The following is a 20,463-nucleotide window of genomic DNA, read 5'->3' as shown; positions in this document are numbered from 1 at the left end:
AAACTTAGCTTCATCTTTTCCTATCAGTTTTTTTGCTATGCGTAATTTTTGCAAAAATATCTTTATAAGCCTACACAAAGCTACACAATTTCTATCACTTCAAACACCCTTTCATCTTGAAAAAAAGACTCTATGTTTACTGCTAGGGGATTTGAGATTGACTTGGTGTTATTGCTTAGATTTTGTGATTCTGCCAAATCCTTAGCCACCTCATCATCAATTATGATGATAGGATTTATCGACTCATACCCGCAAAGCAGTGTGCGTAAATAAAGCTCCTCCTCATAGCAAATAGGCGCGTAAATAAGCTCCCTTACGCTATCATACCTCACGCCACATTTGTAGCTTGCTTTATACTCATTGCTGTGATTGTTTTTGCTCGTTTGTTTGTCGCAAAGAATCTCATTGAGGCTCTTTAGTGGCAAAAAAACAGTATCATCTCTTTGACTAATCCCAATGGTGATTTTGGCAGAATATAAGCTAGGGTTATCTTTGCTATGGGTAAAATCCGCTTTAGAATCCACCCCCAAAGATTCTCGCAAAAAAGGGGAACTACAAGCATTTACAGATATTTCTACCCAAGTTGGTAGCTCCATTTTTATTCGCTTGGATTCAGAGTGGGCTAGCACATAGTTGGGCATCGCCATTTCATTTAGCGATAGTATATGGCTTAGCACGCGATAGATTCGCTTTTTTCGCTGTGTGAGGATATATTTTTTGCCCGCCTTTTCTAGTGCGTCTCGTTTGGCAAATACCTCACTTCTCTCCTCTATGCTCGCAGGCAAGGCACGACTACCTATATCACTCATCATCTCTAGGCTATATCGTCCTTGCTTATCTCGTTGCTTTTCTAGCGCGTATTTGCAGCCGCAATAGTTCTGCCGATAGAGATTGTCTTTTTTTGCTAGAGCATTTTGCTTATTCACGCCACCATTTGCACGGACATTGATTTTGACAAAATCTAGTTTATGTGCTTTGGCGATGATGTCGCCCTGCTCATAAAGGACTTCTTGCTCTTTCATAGGGCTTGCAAGCAGTGTGCTAGTAAACCTCACTTCCCCAATCTCGCTTGCCACCTCTGCGCTTCTCTCAAGGCGAATGTCAAAGCACTTCACACATCGCTCGCCCTTTTCAGGTGCTTCCTCCAGCCCACGCACCCCATTTAGCCACTCATCTGTGTCATATCTCCCCTCTATGAGCCTTACCCCGAGCATTTCACAGCTTCTGCGCACATCTTGTAGGCGCAAATCGTGCTCGGACTTGGGGTGAATGTTTGGATTGTAAAAAAACCCGATAAGATTCTCGCTAGGATACGCTTTTTGCAATTCGCTCAAAAAATAATGACTATCCACAGAGCAACAAATATGCACCAACATTTTTGTCCTTTTTTATTGTTTTGATTTTGTAGTGCTTATAGCGTTTTGCTAACACTCGCCTTTTTCATTTGCATTGTTGTGTGTATCTTTTTGCCAAAAACCATTAGCCAAAAACTCCTTTTGGTTCAATCCCTTTCCCTCATAAAATAAAGATACCCACCTATGCCACCCACCAATACAAGTAGCAAAAATACCAGCAAAAATACTTCTAAACTATCCATTTTGGATTCTCCTTCTTATGTAGATTTTAGTTTGTGTGCTTGATGAGGTTTGGCAAAATCTATTTTTATTTGTGCTTCATTTGTATTTAGCACTACCCAAAATCAATCATCAAATGTTTCATATGAAACATTTTTCATAGTTTTTCTCTATATTCCCCTGTATTGCTCATTTTTATGTGAATCTTTTTCTCTCGCAGTTGCCCACAAGCCGCTGAAATATCTACGCCCTTAGATTCTCGTATCGTGGCTAGCAGCCCTTTTGACACAAGAAAATCGGCAAACTCCTCTACTTTTTTCATTTCAGGGCGTTGATATTTTGATTCACTGTGTGGATTAAACAATATCAAATTTACCTTTGCTTTGATTCCATTAAGTAGTTTTAGTAGTTTTTTTGCACTCGCCAAATCATCGTTTATATCTCGTATCACAAGGTATTCAAACATTACCCTCTTTCGAGTGTCGATAGGAAATCTCCTCACAGCATCAATCACAGCTTGGATATTGTAAGTCTTATTTATCGGCATAAGTTTGCTTCGCAGCTCATCATCTACCGCGTGTAGAGAAATCGCTAGTTGCACGCCTAAGTCTAGCTTGCCTAGATTTTCTATTTGTGGAGCGATTCCACTTGTAGAAATCGTCTGTCGCTTTGGAGAAATCGCTAGCCCATCTAGCTCGCTAAGTATCCCTATCGCTTGCACCACCTCATCAATATTGTGCAGTGGCTCACCCATACCCATATACACGATATTCACCCGTTTATGAGATTCTAGGGCATTGTCTCGTTTGAGAAACACCACTTGTTGGACTATCTCTCCTGCAGTGAGATTGCGCACAAATCCTCCCCTAGCCGTAGAGCAAAAAGAGCAGCCGACTTTGCAGCCGATTTGACTAGAGAGACAAAAAGTCCACTTCTCGCTTGCCACAATCCTGCCGTTCTCATCTCTTTTTTTATCACGCATTTTGATGCAAACTGATTCAAAGCAGTGTCCATCTCTCGCTTCAAAAAGATATTTTTGTGTGCCATCTTTGCTTATCTCTTTAGCGAGAAGTTTTAGATTTTGCGTGCTGAAATATTCATCAAGGCAAAATCGCAAATCTTTTGGTAGATTTAGCATTTTACCAAACTCATCTTCATAGTGAACATATAGCCAATTATAAATCTGCTTAGCTCGATATGGTGGAAACTTTTTAAGTTTTTCGCACATATCCCTTGCAAAATCATTATCTTTTTTGCTTTCCAAGCCCTTGTGTGCATTGCCACCAGAAGAGATAACACCAGAGGTAAAAATCTGCTCTAGCTCACTCAAACGCATTCCATAAATATTGATTTTGTTAGATTCCATTTATCCACTCTTTATTCTAGCCAAGCGTTTATATCATCGCTTTTGACTTTGCATTATGAAGTCCTCTAGCTTGCGCTTTGCTTCACTATGGTTTGCTAGAAAATCTTTATGAGCATTTTCATCGCAATAGTTCGTTACACAAAACACGCCCATAGCAGGCACACCAAAACTTTGAGCAACTTTCATCACAGCATAAAATTCCATATTTTCTAGTAGTATGCCAGCCCTAGCCATTTGATTTGCACTATTCTCATCTGTGGTAATGTAGTTTGATGAATTTACAATCACTTGTTTTGTTTGCCCTATCTGCTTTGCTACGACACTATTTTGCATAGGTTTTTGTTGTTTTTCTGTTTTTTGATTTTGGATTGATTTTAGAGTTTGCTCCGATGTTTCATATGAAACATTTTTTTGCCCAGATTCTTTATCTCCCAAATTCTCATCGCTCACAAAAAATCTAGCAAAATCCCCAAATCCACTCAAATCCACCGATTCCATTTTTACTACATTGTCTATCGGTGTATAGCTCCCACCACTCAAAAAGCTAGATTCTATCTGTGTCGCCTCTACCGAAAAAAACATATCCCCTATCAAAATCTCTTTACTATACGCCCCAGCACTCCCCACAAATATGATATTTTCTATCTCCCTTGCTCCGCCTAGTAGCAGCCTAGTCAGTCCCAAGCTCGCCTCTACTAGCCCTATGCCTATCGGCACAGCACAGCACAGGGTTTCATTTCGCCCAGCACACACTAGCATCTACACCACCTTGCACACCCCTCACACAATCCTCCAAAAACACGACTAAGCCACACAAACCACAAAATCTCATATCCGCACCGCTATACCACGATTGTGCAGATAGTTTTTTAGCTCGGAAATAGAGATTTCATCGTTGTGAAATATGCTAGCAGCCAATGCCGCATCAGCCACTCCTCGCTCAAAAACTTCCGCTATATCGCTCATCTTGCCCGCTCCACCAGAAGCGATGATGGGCAATCCCACTGCTTCTCGCAATGCCCCTAGCCCCTCCAAATCATATCCCCCCTTTGTCCCATCAGTATCCATACTTGTATGCAGGATTTCCCCCGCTCCATTATCCTCGCAGATTTTCGCCCATTCGCACAGCTCCAGCTCTACTCTCTCTCTACCACCCTTGATATAGACTTCTTTTCTTTGTGGATTATTTTCTACCGAGCGAGTATCAATAGCCACCACCACACATTGTGAGCCAAATCTTTTTGCTGCTTGGGCTACCAAACTAGGATTTTTTATCGCTGCACTATTTAGGCTTATTTTGTCTGCCCCAGCATTTAGTAGCGCATACATATCTTCTAGGCTAGAGATTCCCCCACCGATAGTAAGCGGGATATAGACTTCTTTGGCAATCTTTTCACACAGAGACACTATCGTTTTGCGATGCTCAAAAGACGCGGTTATATCTAGTAGCACCAGCTCATCAGCCCCCGCGTCATTGTAGATTTTTGCTAGCTCCACAGGGTCGCCCACATTTTGCAGTCCCACGAAATTCACCCCCTTTACCACCTGCCCATCCTTTATGTCAAGGCAGGGGATAATCCGTTTTGCTAGCATTTAGATTCCTTTTATTTAATTGTCCAATCAAACCATATATTCCCAAATCGCATTACCAATTTTGTGCGCAATCATAACATTTTTTCCTTTTCTTTTTCTTATTTTTTATCCACATTGCAAAGCAATCATAGAAACTACCGCGCATATTTCGCCTACATTGTGCGAGATTTGGTGTGATTTTTGCGCATATTTTTACAAATTTTTACCACAATCAACAAAAGATTCGCTACAATAGCACCCAAGCAAATCAAACCATTCTTTGCAAACAAATGCTTTTTATAAATAGATTCTCATAAAATAGATTTATAAAAAGGATTTTCCTGCAGAGAAGCATAATACCAAAAAAACATTTTGGACAGAATTTTCTAAAAGATTCTATCATTTTAGACAAAATCCTCCAAGCAAGCTCCGAGCTATACCAAAGCTGTTTAGCCAAGCTAGAGAATGCACCAAAATCCTCGCCAGATTCTAGCAAAGCGCGAGAGATGACGCAAAATGGTGCGAAACATAGTGATGAGTATCCGCTAGAAATGTCAAAATCTAGTAGCCTCCACACTTCACAAAACCTCCAGCTTCAAAGTCTAAAGCTTGTGGAAATCGGTGTTGGCTTGGGTGATTTATCCATTAGGCTTTTGGGCATCGCTCCTCTCCTTTCTTATGAGATTGACGAAGCTCTATGTTCTTTTGTATTGCAGCGATTCGCAAAGCAAAGCCTTGCGAATCATTTTGATTTGATACACGCAGATGTGCTATCTCTGCCCTTTGCCCTAGCACTCCAAAAATGCGAGAGCAAAGAAAAAAGCAAAGAGGGCAAAGCAGATGATACGACAAAAACCGACATTACTAGCACGGCAAAATATGAGGATACAAGCGAAAAAATACGCGAGCAGTTAGATGAAAAGAGTGCTAGCCAAATAAGCCCAAAAAGCTCTTGGCTTGCCACCTCTCCATATATCCTCATCTCAAATCTCCCCTACTATATCGCCACGCGCATTATCCTTATCGCGCTAAAAGACCCGCTTTGCAAGGGATTTGTGGTGATGACACAAAAGGAGGTAGCAGATAAATTCTGTGCTAGCAGTGGAGATAGTGAGTTTTGCGCTCTATCTGTGCTAGCGCAAAGTGTAGGAGATATACGACTACTTTTTAGCGTGCCAAAAGAAGCGTTTGAGCCTATGCCAAAGGTAACTTCATCAGTTTTTAGCCTGCGCAAAGGGCAAGAAAGTTTCTTAGGTGATTTTACAAAATCTAGCCAAAGGTGGCTTAGCTTTGAAAAAATGCTAAAACACGCATTTGTATCGCCTAGAAAAAAGCTATTATCAAATCTAGCAAGACATTATGACAAAAAGCAACTAGAGGAGATTTTTGCTACACTTGATATGCCTTCTCACAGCAGAGCACACCAAGTAAGCACACAAAAATATCACCACATTTTCACAAAACTTGAAAGGACACACGATGAATGACAACAACGAACAACAAAAACGAGGGTTTTTCTCTCGATTTGGCAAAAAAGACGGACAATCTCCGCAAAACAATCACAACTCTCATAACAAAGACCACCGCAACCACAAAAACAAGCATAGGCAAAACGGCGGACAAAATAGCACAACAAATGAGGCGAATAGCTCGCAAAGGGATAGCTCACAAAACGGACAAAACTCCCAAAACAACGCCAAACACCAAAATCAGCCAAATTCTGCCGCTCCTCAAAAACGACAATTCCCAAACCAGCGAATGCAAGCACTACAAGATTCTGCTAGTAGGGGAGCTAGAGAAGTGCAAGGAGCAAAAGAAAAAGGCAATCTAGAATTTCACAAAGACCTAAAAAAAGGCGTAGAGACAAACACTAGAATACAAAAAAACAGCCTAAACCCACACAACAAGCTAGACCTCTCTACCAAAGAAAAAATCAAAATCACGCCTCTTGGTGGGCTAGGGGAAATCGGTGGAAATATGATGGTAATGGAGAGCGAAAATAGCGCGATTATCATCGATGTGGGTATGAGCTTCCCAGAGGAAAATATGCACGGCGTGGATATTCTTATCCCAGATTTTAGCTACCTACATTCTATCAAAAGCAAAATTGCAGGCATAGTCATAACCCACGCCCACGAAGACCACATAGGCGCAGTCCCATATCTATTCAAAGAATTGCAATTCCCGCTTTATGGCACACCTCTAGCACTAGGAATGATAGGTGCGAAATTTGATGAACACGGGCTAAAGCAATACCGCCCAATGCTAAAAGTCGTCCAAAAACGCCAGCCCGTGCAAATCGGGGATTTTGAAATCGAGTGGATTCATATCACTCACTCTATCATTGATTCTAGTGCTCTAGGGATTCGCACCGCAGCGGGAATTATCCTCCATACAGGAGATTTCAAAATTGACCACACGCCCATAGATAATCTCCCCACAGATTTGCACCGCCTAGCACATTATGGCGAAGAGGGGGTTATGCTTTTGCTTAGCGACTCTACTAACTCCCACAAAAGTGGCTGCACACAAAGCGAAGCCACTGTTGGACCTACATTTGACGCATTGTTTAAAAACGCCGATGGACGCGTGATAATGAGCACATTTAGCTCCAATATCCACCGCGTCTATCAAGCAATCACTTATGGGCTAAAATACGGGCGCAAAGTCTGTGTCATCGGTCGCTCTATGGAAAAAAACATAGAAATCGCACGCGAACTAGGCTACATAGACTTGCCAAACAACATTTTCATCGAAGCCCACGAGGTAGAAAAATATCCCGATAGCGAGATTCTAATCGTTACCACAGGCTCTCAAGGCGAAACGATGAGTGCGCTATATCGTATGGCTACCGATGAGCACCGACATATCAAAATCAAATCTAGCGACTTGATAATCCTATCAGCAAAAGCTATCCCGGGCAATGAGGGTAGCGTATCTGCTGTGCTAAATTTCCTTATGAAAGCGGGTGCTAGCGTGGCTTACCAAGACTTTAGCGAAATCCACGTAAGCGGACACGCCGCCCAAGAAGAGCAAAAACTTATGCTTCGCCTTATAAAGCCCAAATTTTTCTTACCCGTGCACGGCGAGTATAACCACGTCTCCAAGCACAAAGACACCGCCATAAAATGTGGCGTGCCAGAGAAAAACATACTGCTAATGGAAGATGGCGACCAAATCGAAGTAAACCCCACATATATCAAAAAAGTCGGCAATGTAAAATCAGGCAAAGTTTTCATCGACAATCAAGCTTGCAAAGAAATAGACGCACCCACACTACAAGACAGAAAAGATTTGGCAGATAGCGGGATAGTAAGCGTGGTGGCATTTATCGCTAAGCAAGAGCAAAAGCTCCGCTCGCTTGAAATCCAAATGGTGGGCGTAGCAAACCAAAACGAGCAAAAAGAGCTAGAAAAAGAAGTGCAAGGCACGATAGAAATGGCAATCCGCACGATAAAAAAAGAAACGATGAATTCCAAAGGACATCTAGAAGCAGAGCTACGAAACATTATCCGCAAACTGCTATTTAAAAAGCTCAAAAAATATCCTGCGATTATGATGCATATCTTTACGGCATAAATCTTGCTAGCGTTTTGCTAAGTTCTAAAGCAGGGATTGCAGTCTTTGTAATCTCTACTTTAAGCAAAAAGCTAATAAAAGCGCAAAAAGGATAAAGCCTTGAAAAGTTTTGATACTTCGCTAGATTTCACCCAAATCGCTACAAATGTCCTAAAAGACGAAGCAAAATCGCTACTTGATAGTGCCACTTCTCTCCCTCAAATCCTCCCAAACACCGCACTAAAAAACATCATATCACTCATACTAGATTCCACCTCACAAGGTGGCAAGCTAATCATCACAGGTGTGGGCAAAAGCGGGCATATCGGTAGCAAAATCGCAGCTACACTTGCATCCACAGGCACGCCTAGCTTTTTCCTCCACCCCACAGAAGCTTTGCACGGGGATTTGGGAATGGTAAGCCAAAATGACATTGTTTTGGCTATCAGTTATAGCGGAACTTCTAGCGAGGTGTTAGCTATTATCCCCCATCTAAAAATGAAAGCAAAAGCTATCATAACGATGAGTAAAGCAAAAGATTCCGCGCTTAGTGAGTATAGCGAGCATTTTTTGCCTATCTTTGTAGAGAGGGAAGCCTGCCCGATAAATAGCGCACCGATGAGTAGCACCACGCTTACTCTTGCTATGGGAGATGCTCTAGCTGCGTGTCTAATGCACGCACGAGGATTTGGCAAACAAGATTTTGGCTCTCTCCACCCCGGTGGTGCGCTAGGGCGCAAACTATTTGTAAAAATCGCTGACATAATGCAAAAAGACAACCTCCCCATAATCACACAAGAAACTTCGCTAAAAGAAGCCATAATAGAAATGAGTCAAAAACGGCTAGGCAATGCTATCATCGTAGAAAATCTAAAAGAGCTAAAACCCATAGCGATTCTAAGCGATGGGGATTTGCGCCGTGCGATGATGAATAAGGATTTTTGCCTTGATTCCCCTGCACTACGATATGCTAGCAAAACCCCAAAAACCTGCAATGATGAAAATCTACTAGCAAGCCAAGCCCTAGAAATCATCGAAAAAAGCAAAATCCAGCTACTAATCATCACAGACAAAAACAACTCTCTAAAAGGCGTGCTACATATCCACACACTACTAGATGCGGGCATAACAATAGACTAAAATTAACTAGCCTAAAATCAAAAATACTAAATCAAACAAAAGGAGTAAAAATGTTTGAAAAAATCAACGAAATCATTGCCAATATCGAGGAAATCCGCGATGAAATCACTATTTTGCTAGGAATGGCAAAGATTAGCTTTGTGGATTATATTATGATAAAGCGTGGCTCTATGGATATGCCAGAGGGTATGCAAATGTCAGTGTGGGAGCACCTAAACGAGGAAGTAGACAAACTAAAAGCCCAAATAGATTTGCTAAACAAACTAAAGCGCGAAATGCTTGTGTTTTAGACTTTTGCAAAATCAAAAAGTAATAAATAGAGCAAAAAAGAAAGTGTCAAAATAAAAGAATATTAAGGAAGTAAAATGGTGGCTCGAGGCGGAATCGAACCACCGACACGGAGATTTTCAGTCTCCTGCTCTACCGACTGAGCTATCGAGCCACATAAAAAGACTTAAGCCAAAGATTCAAACCCAAATATTATAAATCAAAGTAAGCGGGTATTGTATCCAAAATTGTGTAAATTTCATCTTAAATGAATACATAATGTCTTATAGTGCCAAAAACTATCCCTAGATTTTGCTATAATCATCATCTTTTATAAAAAATAACACAAATAAAATACAAATATAAAAAAGTAGTTTTTCTAAAAATTTGTTATAATCTCGCTATGGCAAAAATAGATGAACTCAAAGAACATTTAAAAATCCTGCGTTTTTGGTTGGGTATTGACATAGCCGTTTTGTTGGCTATCGTTGGTTGGTGTATTACCAACTACTCAAATATTACCAAACTTATGCTGATAGGTGGTGTAATCTTATCTTGTATTTTTGTTGTTCTTGCTATTTTTATCAGCAGGACAATGTCTAAAAAATGCAAAAAAATAGGCAAACTCAAATAAAAGGCTTTTTATGGAAATATTTGCTTTTAGTATAGCTTTTGTATCAATTCTTTGCATTGCACTGATAGGCTTCAAAACAGTGATTGATTTAGATAAATAAATATTTGAAAATGCAAAAAAAACCACTAAACCTCATCTCTTGGAATGTCAATGGACTGCGTGCGTGTATGAATAAAGGCTTTATGGAGTTTTTCCGCTCCGTAGATGCCGATATTTTCTGTATCCAAGAGTCCAAAATGCAGCGCGAGCAAGCTGACTTTGACTTTAGCACTCTAGGCTACAATGACTTTTGGAATAGCGCGCAAAAAAAGGGCTACTCTGGCGTGGTTACCCTTAGCAAGACACAGCCCCTAAGTGTGCAATACGATATGGGGATAGCCCACCACGACAAAGAGGGCAGAATCATCACCGCAGAGTTTGATGGCTTCTACCTCGTAAATGTCTATACGCCAAACTCCAAGCGCGAGCTAGAGCGGCTGGAGTATCGTATGCAGTGGGAAGATGACTTCCGCGCGTTTCTCAAAAACTTGGAGCAAAAAAAGCCCGTGATAGTCTGCGGGGACTTAAATGTCGCGCACAAAGAAATTGATTTGAAAAACCCAAAGACAAACTGCACGCGCAAAGATTCTAGCGGGGAAGTTACATTTCTTGGCAATGCAGGCTTTAGCGATTGGGAGAGAGAGAAGTTTAGCGTGCTTCTAGATTCTGGATTTGTCGATACATTTCGACATTTCTACCCCGACAAAGAGGAAGCATACAGCTGGTGGAGCTACTTTGGCACAGCACGAGAAAAAAACATCGGCTGGAGAATCGACTACTTCCTTTGCTCCAAAGCCCTAGTGCCAAACCTCAAAGACGCCAAAATCTACCCACAGATTTTAGGGAGCGACCACTGCCCTGTGGGATTAGAGATAGGGTTTTAAGCCCTATAACGCTTTTTTGCGCTATTTTTGCGACATTTTTACACCCTCAAGCCTCTGCCCTCTTAACTTAACCTTTTAGCCAAATCCTCCTTTGCCTCTTCCTTTATTTTTTAGTGAATATTTTTAGATTCTTTAGAGTCGTTACGGTATCTAAGAGAGTTTTTTAAGGAGAATTTAAGGGGGGTAATATAATTCCCCCGAATTTTAAAAACAAAGGAGTGGCGATAATGGCAACTTTTCCATTCAATAATTTTCCCGAAACAATCCTCTATGAAAGCGCAGATAAAGCGTTTCAAATAGCTTCAGGCTATGACAAAGAAGACCCACAAAACGAAAATGCTCCAAAAGTCCTTTCTATCGGCATTCGTTGGGTAGTAAGCAGGAAAGATAATCAACAAGGTAGGATACCACCGCTAGGCTATCCAAACGCACATTCTACACCCTGCTGGTTTATACTGCCAAATGATTTGGCACTTTGTCTTTTGCAGTGTATTAAAAATAATCCTGTCATTGACATATCTGGGATTGACAAAGCCTTGCAAATACTCAATCAACAGACAACTTAAGAAAAACAAACTTAGGCAATAAGGCGTGTGATAAACACTAATGTTTGCATTTGCTATTGGCAAATGTATCGTAACTTTAAGGAGAATAAAATGAAAAACAAAACAACAAAATGTAATAAGTGGTTGATAGGATTTGCTTTAGTAGCAAGTATCGCATTTAGTGGGTGTGGCAACAGTATGCCTAAATGTGATGATAAAGAGGTGCTTGATTTGGTTACACAGCTTATACAAAAGCATTGGCTACAATTTCCGTTTCTATGCGGAACAGCAGAAGGAAATCACGATTTATTTGATAGCAAAGAATCATCATACAACGAAGAACTTCACAAGCTTGGCTATGAAAATCGCAGAGCATATTGTGAGGCGCGAAAATATGATTATAGTGCTTTTATGATAAATTCTGCAGACAAAGAAACTAAAAAGATTAGTTGCAAAGCGCAAGTATCCACAAAACAACCACACATTCAAACCTTATTACCCATTCTTAATGAAGAGCTTTTTCGTGTGGCGGTTTTTGCTGGATTTATGGGAGCAAGAGCTACAAATGGTGACTTAGGCAAAGCAACAAGCCTTTTTGTTGCAGAAGAATACTTCATAAAATACACAGCACAAGCTACACAAGATGGTCAGGTGTATGTGGAGGTTTTAGGCTATGAATAAAAGCTACACAAAATTCTATATATAGCAAGATAAAAAATAACAGGACAAATAAGCTTAAGTTTAGGCAATTCATTGCAAATACATTAGAGAATCTTTATGGATTCTAAAATAATTTCAAAGAGGTGAAAAATGGATACAAATTCAATACTACTAGCGGTGCAAGACAAACTACCCAAAGATATACAATCAAGGCAGATGCTGCAAGATAGACTTGATAAGCTAAGCGATTCTCAAAGAAATGAGCTAGTACAAAAACTACCATTTCTAAAACTAAAAAGCCCTGCGCTCGTTTTTTGGGTGGGTAGTTTTTTGTTTGGTAGTTTTGGTGTGGGAAGGTTTATGATAGGAGATATGTTACTAGGAGGGATTCGTTTGGTATTGACTATTATTATGTATGTTTTAATTTCTGTGGGAACTGTTGATATGGTTGGTAAAGCACCTTATGGAGAGGTAAGCACACTTTATATTATATCGCTTGTGCTAAATCTTGTTGTTGCTATTTGGTGGATAGTAGACTTGTTCCTCACAGGTAAAAAACTACGAAACAACAATCTAAATAAAATATTCCAAGTAATAGGGTAAACTATGAGTGCAAATCCGCAACAAATAGCACTGCTATCTATGACGCTAGAAAATAAACTAAACGAGCAAGGTAGAATCTATGCCCTAAAGCAATGCGAAGAGGCAGATGAAAAAACTCTCTTGGGTATATCAAGCATTGCTTTTAAAAACCCCCTTATAGGATTACTACTTCAAATTTTTTTGGGTGTTTTTGGTGTGGGTAGATTTTATAAGGGTAAAGGGGTAGATATAGCACTTGGCATAGCTTTTATCATCGGGGCTTGTATGGTTTGTGCTATGCTTGGTTACGGTCTTTTTAGCGAAGATGAAGTAATACTGATTGTTTTTTGTGTGCTAGTTGTGATTTATACGATAGCTGTGTATGTGGATAGCTATTTTGTATATCGTGGCATACAAAGCGATAATCTCTTGCGACTGCAGGAATACCTCTTTTTTTCTAAGCACAATGACAAATAAGGACTAGAATGAATAATACTCTAATGCTAATGAACCAATGGCAAGACAAAATCCCAAGTGCAGAAGCATTTATGTTACAAAAGCAACTTGAAGAAGTTGATGAGGCTTCGTTATATTCGCTTGTTTCTCTTAATCTAAAAAGTCCAATAATCGGCTTTGTGCTTGGGTTTTTGTTTGGTGCGCTTGGCGTGGATAGATTTTATAAAGGCGACATAGGGCTAGGTGTGGTTAAGCTTTTGACTTGCTGGCTTACTTTGGGTATATGGTGGTTTATAGATTTATTTTTGGTATGGCGTGGGATAAAAAATGATAATGTAGCCAAAATCGCCCAAGCTCTAGCTTTTGCCAAAAAGAGATGAGAATCTAGCTAAGTAATGCAACTTTTGTTTGGCTTTTGTAATATCTCTAAATACCAAAAAGCCAAATAAACACCGATATAGAGATTCTCTATCTAGTTTCTAGCTAGCGCAGATTTTAAGCACACATTGCTACTGCTGATTTAGATTTTGCAAAATCTAATTTATTTTCACTATTTTTCTACGATTTTTTTCACTCCTCCGCACGATTATCACGCGCTTTTTCCACGCATACTTTCACATATTTTTGAGTTTTCCCTCACTTCCCACACGACTTTTAAAAATTTTTCAAAAATTAAGCTATTTTTAATGGGGGGGGGGATAAAATAAACTGCTTTTGTTTTTTGCGAGAAAATTTGTGATAAAAATATTTATCTTAAGATTCTTGCCACGAAGCAAAGCAAATATCACCCTCACAAGGAGTAGAGAATGAGTAAGATTCTTGCACTAGCATTTGCTGCAGGGCTTGGAGCGGTTATGATGACAGGCTGCGCTCTAAACACCCCTCTAAACATTACAGCGGCTGAAGTCCCACCAGAGCAAGCAAAGATAGGCGTAGCTACCTGCCGAAGTTTCTTTGGTATTTTCCGCTTTGGAAAATGCACGCTTAATGACGCTATCGCCAAAGGCAATATCACTCAAGTTCAAAGCGCGGATATTAAGCGATTTAGCTTTTGGATTTATGCAAGCGACAAAGTCGTAGTGCGCGGCAGATAAATCCACTTTAGTATAAACAAGTGTGATTTTTCACTTAAGCTAAGATTTTTACTAAATCACAAAAGCTAAAACTCACCCCCTTGCCTTAGATTATTTTTAATATTTTTAGGGCAAGAGGATTTCCTCACAAAATCCAAAAACAAAACATATCCAAAATCTCACAAAAACCCCTCAAAAATCTACAAAAAACACTTACACCACACTTGGATATATCCCAAATATATTAAACACCACAAAAAGCCAAAAAATACAAAAAACTAAAATTTGCTTACTCTTTTTTGCTAAAAATCGCCCAAATAAATGCCACAAACCACAATATCCCTGTCAATCCAAAAAAGAAATTTATGATAAAAATTAGCCATTTATCCTTATGAGAGCGCACAAACGCAATCACACTTGGTAAAAAATACAAGCCCAAACTACAAATAATCGCCAATATATACGCCACAAATAGCAATATATCAAAAGTAGGCACGCCTACGATTTCCACGCCATCGATGATTTCGGTAGAATTTTTATAAAAATATTCCAAAAACAAGGCTCGCTCCTTTTAGGCAACCATTTTTAAGCAAACATCACACATCTAAATGCTTGACATCTTTTGCGTGAAGTTGGATATATTCTCTTCTTGGCTCTACCTCATCGCCCATAAAGAGCGTAAAGATTCTATCAGCTTCTTCCTCACTTGGTAGTTGCACGCGAAGTAGCGTCCTATCCGTAGGTGTCATCGTAGTTTCCCATAGCTGGTCTGGATTCATCTCGCCTAGCCCTTTGTATCGCTGTATATCTGCGCCTTTCTTAGCAGAGTTTTCCACTTCCTCAAGCAAAGTGATGACATCTTTTTTCACACCATTTTCATCTTTCAAAAACGCCAAATCCCGCTCATTGATTTTATGATAAGTATGCCTTGCTTCGCTAAAAAGCGGGTCGCTAAATAGATTTTCATCAATAGTAATATCAAGTAGCCCCAAACTTGTTTGGACATATAGCGTGATAGAATCCTCTCTCAAGTCTTTAGATAGGATATTACACTCTATGCTAGATAAAAATTTCTCTATTTTTTCATACAGCTTAGCAAAATCCTTGCTTGCACTCTCACTTACATTTTCGATAAGATAGCGCACCACCTCTATCATCGCATATCGCTTCTCTAGGCTTTTTAGCGTGGAGCGATAGTGCGCGATATATCGCAAAATCTCCAAAAGCTCTTTATTGCCGATTCCCTTGAAGCTAAAGTTTTCTATTCCATTTTCGCTCAAATATTCGCTTAGTGCCCTATCATCTTTTAGGTAAATCTCTTTTTTGCCCTTTTTGAAGCGATACAAAGGTGGCTGTGCGATATAAATATGTCCATTTTCGATAAGTGGCTTAAGATAGCGATAAAAAAATGTCATCAAAAGCGTTTGTATATGGCTACCATCGACATCAGCATCAGTCATAATGATGATTTTGTGGTATCGCAATCTCTCCAAGCTAAACTCATCGCCTATGCCACAGCCAAAGGCGATTATCATATTTTTGATTTCTTCGCTTTTTAGGATTTTATCAAGCCTAGATTTTTCTACATTCAAAATCTTTCCACGCAGAGGCAAAATCGCTTGATAGCGTCTATCTCGCCCTTGCTTTGCACTACCACCCGCAGAATCCCCCTCTACAAGATAGATTTCGGACTCTTGTGGGTCTTTGCTCTGGCAGTCTGCGAGCTTGCCCGGAAGTGTGCCTACCGAGAAGCTCTCTTTTTTGCGCATAGTTTCGCGTGCTTTTTTTGCTGCTTCTCTACCTCGTGCAGCTAAAAGTGCTTTTTGCATTATGTTTTTGGCATCATTTGGATTTTCTTCAAAAAACTTGCTTAGCTTATCAAAAGTGAGCTTTTGCACGATTGGTTTTACAAATGAACTCCCAAGTTTGCCCTTGACTTGTCCCTCAAACTGCGGGTCTATCACGCGAGTAGAGATTATCGCTACAAGTCCCTCACGCACATCTTCGCCCGTTACTTTGACATCTTTTTCGCGCGCGTTAGCATTTGCTTCTATGTAGTTTGTGATTACCCTAGACAAAGCAGCGCGAAAACCAGCCTCGTGTGTCCCGCCATCAGGTGTGCGGATATTATTGACAAAACTTAGCACATTCTCATCAAAACCTTCATTGTAGGTTAGGGCGATTTCGACTTCTGTCTCTTGCTCTACACCTTTGAAGTAAATAGTCGAGCCAATGATTGCATTGCGCTTATTGACATCATCGATAAATTCTATCAAGCCATTTTCAAAATGATAGCTTACCTCCGTGCCATCTCTCTCATCTTTAAAATCAATGGTTAGATTTTTATTTAGATATGCCATTTCTTTAAATCTCTTCAAAAGCACATCTTTGTCAAATTCTAGCACCTCCATTATTTTGCCATCGGGGAAAAACTCAATAGTCGTGCCGTTTTCTTTTGTTTGTCCGATGATTTCTAGCTCGCTTGTAGGCTTGCCCTCTGCAAATTCTTGTCTATAAATATTTCCATTTTTTTTGATTGTCATTATGAGCTTTGAAGATAGCGCATTTACCACAGATACGCCCACCCCGTGAAGCCCACCAGAAGCCTTATACACTTCACTATCAAATTTCCCTCCCGCGTGAAGCACAGTTAGCACCACCGTTGCAGTTGGGATTTTCTCTGTGGGGTGAATATCCACAGGAATCCCGCGTCCATTATCCTCGATAATCGCACTTCCCTCTAGCGTAAGTGTGATTTTGATTCTATCACAATGCCCAGCCATTGACTCATCGACAGAATTATCCACTACTTCATACACCATATGATGAAGTCCGTTGATATTAGTGCTTCCTATATACATTCCCGGACGCTTGCGAACCGCTTCTAGTCCTTTCAAAACCTTGATATTTTCGCCTGTGTAAGATACATTTTTCATTGTCTTTAAGTCCTTTGTATTGTGGTGTTTGCAGATATGAAGTCTAAAAATAGAAAAACTAAGCTAGAGAATCTTTTTAGAGATTCTCTTTTAAGCTAGATAGTTGTGAGATTTTGGTTAGATAATCACAGGCATTACGATTGTGGAGTAGTTTTCATCTTTTAGTAGGAATGGCATATTTGCATCATTTAGCAAAATCTCAAACTCATTTCCTTGAATGTAAGTAAGGAAATCAAGCACATACCTAGAATCCATACCTATGGTAAGTTCCTCTTTGACATCTAGGCTAATCTCAAGTTGCGTGTTAGCCGATTCCAAATCCTCTGTGCTCATAGATTCAAAGAAAAGTCCATTAGAATCTATGGTAATTTTTATCTTTGTAGCAAGAGAATTTATGAGCTTTATCGCTTCAATGATTTCATTTTTTGGTAGCTTTAGCTGCACGGCAAAATCTTTTGGGATAATTTTCTCATAGTCTGGATATTTGCCGTTAATGAGCTTGGTAGAAAATACATAATTTTCCGAGCGGATAAAGAGCATAGTTTCAGAGAAAAATATCTCAAACTCATCATAAAATAGCTTTGTGATTTCCATTATTGCGCGTTTTGGGATAATAAGCGATAGCGTGTCGCTGATTGATTGTGTGGAGTGGCGTATGATAGCTAGCCTGCGCGTATCTGTGGCGACAAAGTTGCATTGATAGTCTTTGACATCTAGAAGTGTCCCTGTGAGCTCTACTCTATGATTGTCTTTGTTTGCACCCTCCGCTGCCACAGCGACTTTTCGTAGCGAGTCGATAAAGTTTGCAGAATCAAGATTGATTTGCTTATCATTAGAATCAATCTCTGGGAATTTTGTCGCGTTGTGATATTCGCTTGCATTAAAAGTCGCAAGTTTGTATGTCGTCTTTCCTTGCTTTACAAAGATTTGTGCGTCTTTAGATTCTAGCGTTACCTCTCCGTCTTTTAGTTGCTTGATAATCGTTACAATCTTTTTGCCCTCAATCGTTGCTATGCCGTCTTCGTGCTTTTGGAGAATGTCTATTTTTGATTGGATAGAAATCTCATAGTCAGTTGCTTTTAGCAATAGTTTATCATCAGTAGTTTCAAGGTAAATATGAGAAGTGATTTGTGAAGAATCCCTCTTATCTAGAAACGATTGGAAGTTATTGAGAACTATCTCAAAGTTAGATTTGTTTAGCGTGATTTTCATCGCTTTGCTCCTTTTTTAAGTTAAATGTTTAGCAGTATTAGTAGGTAGTGTGAATATGTGAAAATCTATCCAAAATCCCCATCTTAAGCGCAATCCTAAAAAGTCCTAAAATCTACTTTTTCTAAGATTTTATTAGATTTTAGACTTTGCTCTACACTCTCTTTTGGGATTTTTTTAAGAGCTTTGCTTTATTTCTACCCTTGATTTTGCTCTAGCTTTTGGATTTTTGTGGATTTATGGTTTTGCACTGCTTATCCACTTAGTATCCACAATATTCACATTATCAATTACACACCACTGCTTTATAACAATATCTGCAATTCTACCAAAATTTTTGTTAGATTCTCATTAGAGATTTTTCTCATTTTGTATTTTATTTTTCAAATTCACAATCAAATGCTTCAAATTCTCATCTTCTTGGATTTGTTTGGTTATTTTTGTGAGAGCCTTGCTTACTGTGGCGTGGTTTTTTAGCCCTAGTCGGCTAGCTACACTGCTCATAGATTCCATATTGCTAGCAGAATCTTTTATGAGATATAGCACGATGTGCCTTGCTTGCACGATTTTTGGCACGCGTGAGCCGCTTGTGATTTCACTGATTTTGACATTTAGTTCCCTTGCGATTACGCGCACGATTTTTTCTACCGTGATTTCTTCTTGATTTTCTAGCAGGATTTCATCTAGCACGCTTTTTGCCATTTCTACACTTATAGGCTGATTTGTCATAGCATTGTGAAATCGCATTTTTGCTATGACTCCCTCGATTTGTCGCACATTTTCGCTGATATTTTCTGCGAGATAGTTTATGACTTCTTTTTCCATTGAGATTTTGTTATCCACGCATTTTTGAGCGATGATTTGGATTCTTGTCTCCACTCCCGGGGGCTGTATGTCTATCTTTATGCCACTTTCAAATCGCGACCGTAGCCGCTCCTCTAGTCCTTGAATCTGTTTAGGAAGTTTATCGCTTGTCATCACAATCTGCTTATTTGTCTTATACAGAGCTTCAAAAGTGTTGAAAAACTCTTCTTGCAAACTTACCTTGCCCCCCAAAAACTGAATATCATCAATCAGCAAATAATCGCAATTCCTATAAATATCTCTAAACGCATCCATTCCCACGGTGTTTAGGTGTCGCTGAAAATCATTCATAAATTCTTCGGTTGTGAGATAAATCACGGTTTTTCCGCTTCCTCGCGCAAAATTCCCTATTGAGCAAAGCAAATGCGTCTTTCCAAGCCCTGTATTTCCATAAAAAAGCACGGGGTTATACGCTTTGGCTTGGGTGTTTGCCACCATTTGCGCTACGGTATAGGCGTGTCGATTAGAATCGCCCACTACGAAGTTTTCAAATGTGTATTGGGACTGATAAGAAACCTGCATATTCCCAGATTTTGCTTTTGTGTGTGTTTTTCTTGGTTTTTCTTTTGATAGGCTAAAGCGGATTTCAGGCTTTATTTTGGTTTGCATCTCAAAAATATGCGCGATTTTTAGCGCGTAGTTGGATTTTATCCAGCTCTCTATGTATGGATTTGGCACGACAAGCACGGCAACATTGCTTTTTGAAGCATTCTCATCGTATTTGATAAGCGAAATGTATGTCTCAAAATCAAATGGCGAGACTTCCTCTTTTAGCGTGCTTAGCACCTTTTCCCAAATCATTTTTTTTCCTTTGTATTACCTAAAATCATTTATCACACTTAAGTCATAAATTCTCTAGCCAAATATCTTGCAGCTTTAGCCACATTTTGCAAAATCCTTAAACCCCTCTAAACACAGACAAAAACAAGCCTTATCAAAAAGTTTTTCACATTTTCACAAGACTTTTTCACTTCTTTTCACATTTTCACACTACAATATTCACACTTTTTATGCTTTCGCTTCATAGTCATCTAAAGTAGTGTCCCCACCCAAATTATAAGCACCCAAAAGCAAAAATCGTTCTATAATTTTGAAAAACAACTC

At 39.6% G+C, this 20,463-nt stretch carries 19 protein-coding genes and 1 tRNA gene; 11 read left to right on the top strand and 9 right to left on the bottom strand.

Translation table 11 applies throughout. From position 1 onward, the window contains the following. Nucleotides 1-80 precede the first annotated feature (80 nt). The 4 genes from HMPREF2086_RS00265 to hisF form a co-directional block, all read right to left on the bottom strand. Nucleotides 81-1,376 (bottom strand): epoxyqueuosine reductase QueH, encoded by a 1,296-nt coding sequence (locus HMPREF2086_RS00265; protein WP_023926721.1) that lies wholly within the window; start codon nucleotides 1,374-1,376, stop codon nucleotides 81-83. A 355-nt stretch (nucleotides 1,377-1,731) separates the two neighbouring features. Beyond that, nucleotides 1,732-2,802 carry a dual-specificity RNA methyltransferase RlmN gene (gene rlmN, locus HMPREF2086_RS00260; protein ID WP_051397621.1) on the bottom strand — a complete coding sequence of 357 codons (1,071 nt, stop codon included), beginning with the start codon at nucleotides 2,800-2,802 and terminating at the stop codon, nucleotides 1,732-1,734. Between the two features lie 171 nt (nucleotides 2,803-2,973). After that, nucleotides 2,974-3,699, bottom strand: a complete 726-nt coding sequence (locus tag HMPREF2086_RS00255) for a phosphorylase family protein (RefSeq protein WP_023926718.1) — start codon at nucleotides 3,697-3,699, stop codon at nucleotides 2,974-2,976. 69 nt (nucleotides 3,700-3,768) lie between these two features. Then, nucleotides 3,769-4,533 carry an imidazole glycerol phosphate synthase subunit HisF gene (gene hisF / locus HMPREF2086_RS00250; RefSeq protein WP_023926717.1) on the bottom strand — a complete coding sequence of 255 codons (765 nt, stop codon included), beginning with the start codon at nucleotides 4,531-4,533 and terminating at the stop codon, nucleotides 3,769-3,771. A gap of 485 nt (nucleotides 4,534-5,018) precedes the next feature. Here hisF and HMPREF2086_RS00245 point away from each other — a divergent pair, with 485 nt between their 5' ends. From HMPREF2086_RS00245 to HMPREF2086_RS00230, 4 genes are all read left to right on the top strand, one after another. After that, nucleotides 5,019-5,999 (top strand): ribosomal RNA small subunit methyltransferase A, encoded by a 981-nt coding sequence (locus HMPREF2086_RS00245; protein WP_023926716.1) that lies wholly within the window; start codon nucleotides 5,019-5,021, stop codon nucleotides 5,997-5,999. Next, the gene (locus HMPREF2086_RS00240; protein ID WP_023926715.1) at nucleotides 5,992-8,091 is read left to right on the top strand and encodes a ribonuclease J; all 2,100 of its coding nucleotides are present in this window, start codon (nucleotides 5,992-5,994) and stop codon (nucleotides 8,089-8,091) included. The genes HMPREF2086_RS00245 and HMPREF2086_RS00240 overlap by 8 nt, the downstream gene beginning before the upstream one ends. Before the next feature lie 99 nt (nucleotides 8,092-8,190). Then, entirely contained in the window at nucleotides 8,191-9,210 is a 1,020-nt protein-coding gene (locus tag HMPREF2086_RS00235; protein ID WP_023926714.1) for a KpsF/GutQ family sugar-phosphate isomerase, read from the top strand. A gap of 50 nt (nucleotides 9,211-9,260) precedes the next feature. Continuing rightward, nucleotides 9,261-9,500: a DUF2443 family protein gene (locus tag HMPREF2086_RS00230; protein ID WP_023926713.1), complete on the top strand. Its 240-nt coding sequence runs from the start codon at nucleotides 9,261-9,263 to the stop codon at nucleotides 9,498-9,500. Nucleotides 9,501-9,576: 76 nt separating this feature from the next. Here HMPREF2086_RS00230 and HMPREF2086_RS00225 read toward each other — a convergent pair. Continuing rightward, nucleotides 9,577-9,652 (bottom strand) — tRNA-Phe (locus HMPREF2086_RS00225). 569 nt (nucleotides 9,653-10,221) lie between these two features. Between HMPREF2086_RS00225 and HMPREF2086_RS00220 the strand changes: the two genes are divergently transcribed. From HMPREF2086_RS00220 to HMPREF2086_RS00185, 7 genes are all read left to right on the top strand, one after another. After that, the gene (locus HMPREF2086_RS00220; RefSeq protein WP_023926712.1) at nucleotides 10,222-11,034 is read left to right on the top strand and encodes an exodeoxyribonuclease III; all 813 of its coding nucleotides are present in this window, start codon (nucleotides 10,222-10,224) and stop codon (nucleotides 11,032-11,034) included. A 227-nt stretch (nucleotides 11,035-11,261) separates the two neighbouring features. Further along, nucleotides 11,262-11,600, top strand: coding sequence for a hypothetical protein (locus tag HMPREF2086_RS00215; RefSeq protein WP_023926711.1), 339 nt, complete (start codon nucleotides 11,262-11,264; stop codon nucleotides 11,598-11,600). A gap of 90 nt (nucleotides 11,601-11,690) precedes the next feature. Beyond that, complete coding sequence (locus HMPREF2086_RS00210) at nucleotides 11,691-12,260, top strand: hypothetical protein (RefSeq protein ID WP_023926710.1); 570 nt, start codon at nucleotides 11,691-11,693, stop codon at nucleotides 12,258-12,260. A 129-nt stretch (nucleotides 12,261-12,389) separates the two neighbouring features. Next, nucleotides 12,390-12,842 carry a hypothetical protein gene (locus tag HMPREF2086_RS00205; RefSeq protein ID WP_023926709.1) on the top strand — a complete coding sequence of 151 codons (453 nt, stop codon included), beginning with the start codon at nucleotides 12,390-12,392 and terminating at the stop codon, nucleotides 12,840-12,842. Nucleotides 12,843-12,845: 3 nt separating this feature from the next. Continuing rightward, the gene (locus HMPREF2086_RS10470; protein WP_023926708.1) at nucleotides 12,846-13,298 is read left to right on the top strand and encodes a TM2 domain-containing protein; all 453 of its coding nucleotides are present in this window, start codon (nucleotides 12,846-12,848) and stop codon (nucleotides 13,296-13,298) included. A gap of 8 nt (nucleotides 13,299-13,306) precedes the next feature. Next, nucleotides 13,307-13,657, top strand: coding sequence for a TM2 domain-containing protein (locus HMPREF2086_RS00195; protein ID WP_023926707.1), 351 nt, complete (start codon nucleotides 13,307-13,309; stop codon nucleotides 13,655-13,657). 426 nt (nucleotides 13,658-14,083) lie between these two features. Further along, the gene (locus HMPREF2086_RS00185) at nucleotides 14,084-14,371 is read left to right on the top strand and encodes a TRL domain-containing protein (RefSeq protein WP_023926706.1); all 288 of its coding nucleotides are present in this window, start codon (nucleotides 14,084-14,086) and stop codon (nucleotides 14,369-14,371) included. A 268-nt stretch (nucleotides 14,372-14,639) separates the two neighbouring features. Here the strand turns inward: HMPREF2086_RS00185 and HMPREF2086_RS00180 are convergent, their stop codons facing one another. The 4 genes from HMPREF2086_RS00180 to dnaA all read right to left on the bottom strand — a co-directional run bounded on the left by HMPREF2086_RS00180 (nucleotide 14,640) and on the right by dnaA (nucleotide 20,160). Further along, the gene (locus HMPREF2086_RS00180; RefSeq protein ID WP_187367091.1) at nucleotides 14,640-14,903 is read right to left on the bottom strand and encodes a superinfection immunity protein; all 264 of its coding nucleotides are present in this window, start codon (nucleotides 14,901-14,903) and stop codon (nucleotides 14,640-14,642) included. A 43-nt stretch (nucleotides 14,904-14,946) separates the two neighbouring features. Continuing rightward, the gene (gyrB, locus tag HMPREF2086_RS00175; protein WP_023926704.1) at nucleotides 14,947-17,286 is read right to left on the bottom strand and encodes a DNA topoisomerase (ATP-hydrolyzing) subunit B; all 2,340 of its coding nucleotides are present in this window, start codon (nucleotides 17,284-17,286) and stop codon (nucleotides 14,947-14,949) included. Between the two features lie 117 nt (nucleotides 17,287-17,403). Then, a complete protein-coding gene (gene dnaN / locus HMPREF2086_RS00170; RefSeq protein ID WP_023926703.1) occupies nucleotides 17,404-18,498 on the bottom strand; it encodes a DNA polymerase III subunit beta in 1,095 nt (364 codons plus the stop codon). A gap of 348 nt (nucleotides 18,499-18,846) precedes the next feature. After that, nucleotides 18,847-20,160 (bottom strand): chromosomal replication initiator protein DnaA, encoded by a 1,314-nt coding sequence (dnaA, locus tag HMPREF2086_RS00165; RefSeq protein WP_023926702.1) that lies wholly within the window; start codon nucleotides 20,158-20,160, stop codon nucleotides 18,847-18,849. Between the last annotated feature and the right edge of the window lie 303 nt (nucleotides 20,161-20,463).

Origin of the sequence: Helicobacter macacae MIT 99-5501, assembly GCF_000507845.1 — a bacterium.
GTDB classification, from domain to species: Bacteria; Campylobacterota; Campylobacteria; order Campylobacterales; family Helicobacteraceae; genus Helicobacter_B; species Helicobacter_B macacae.
This window is presented reverse-complemented; position numbering and strand designations above follow the sequence as displayed.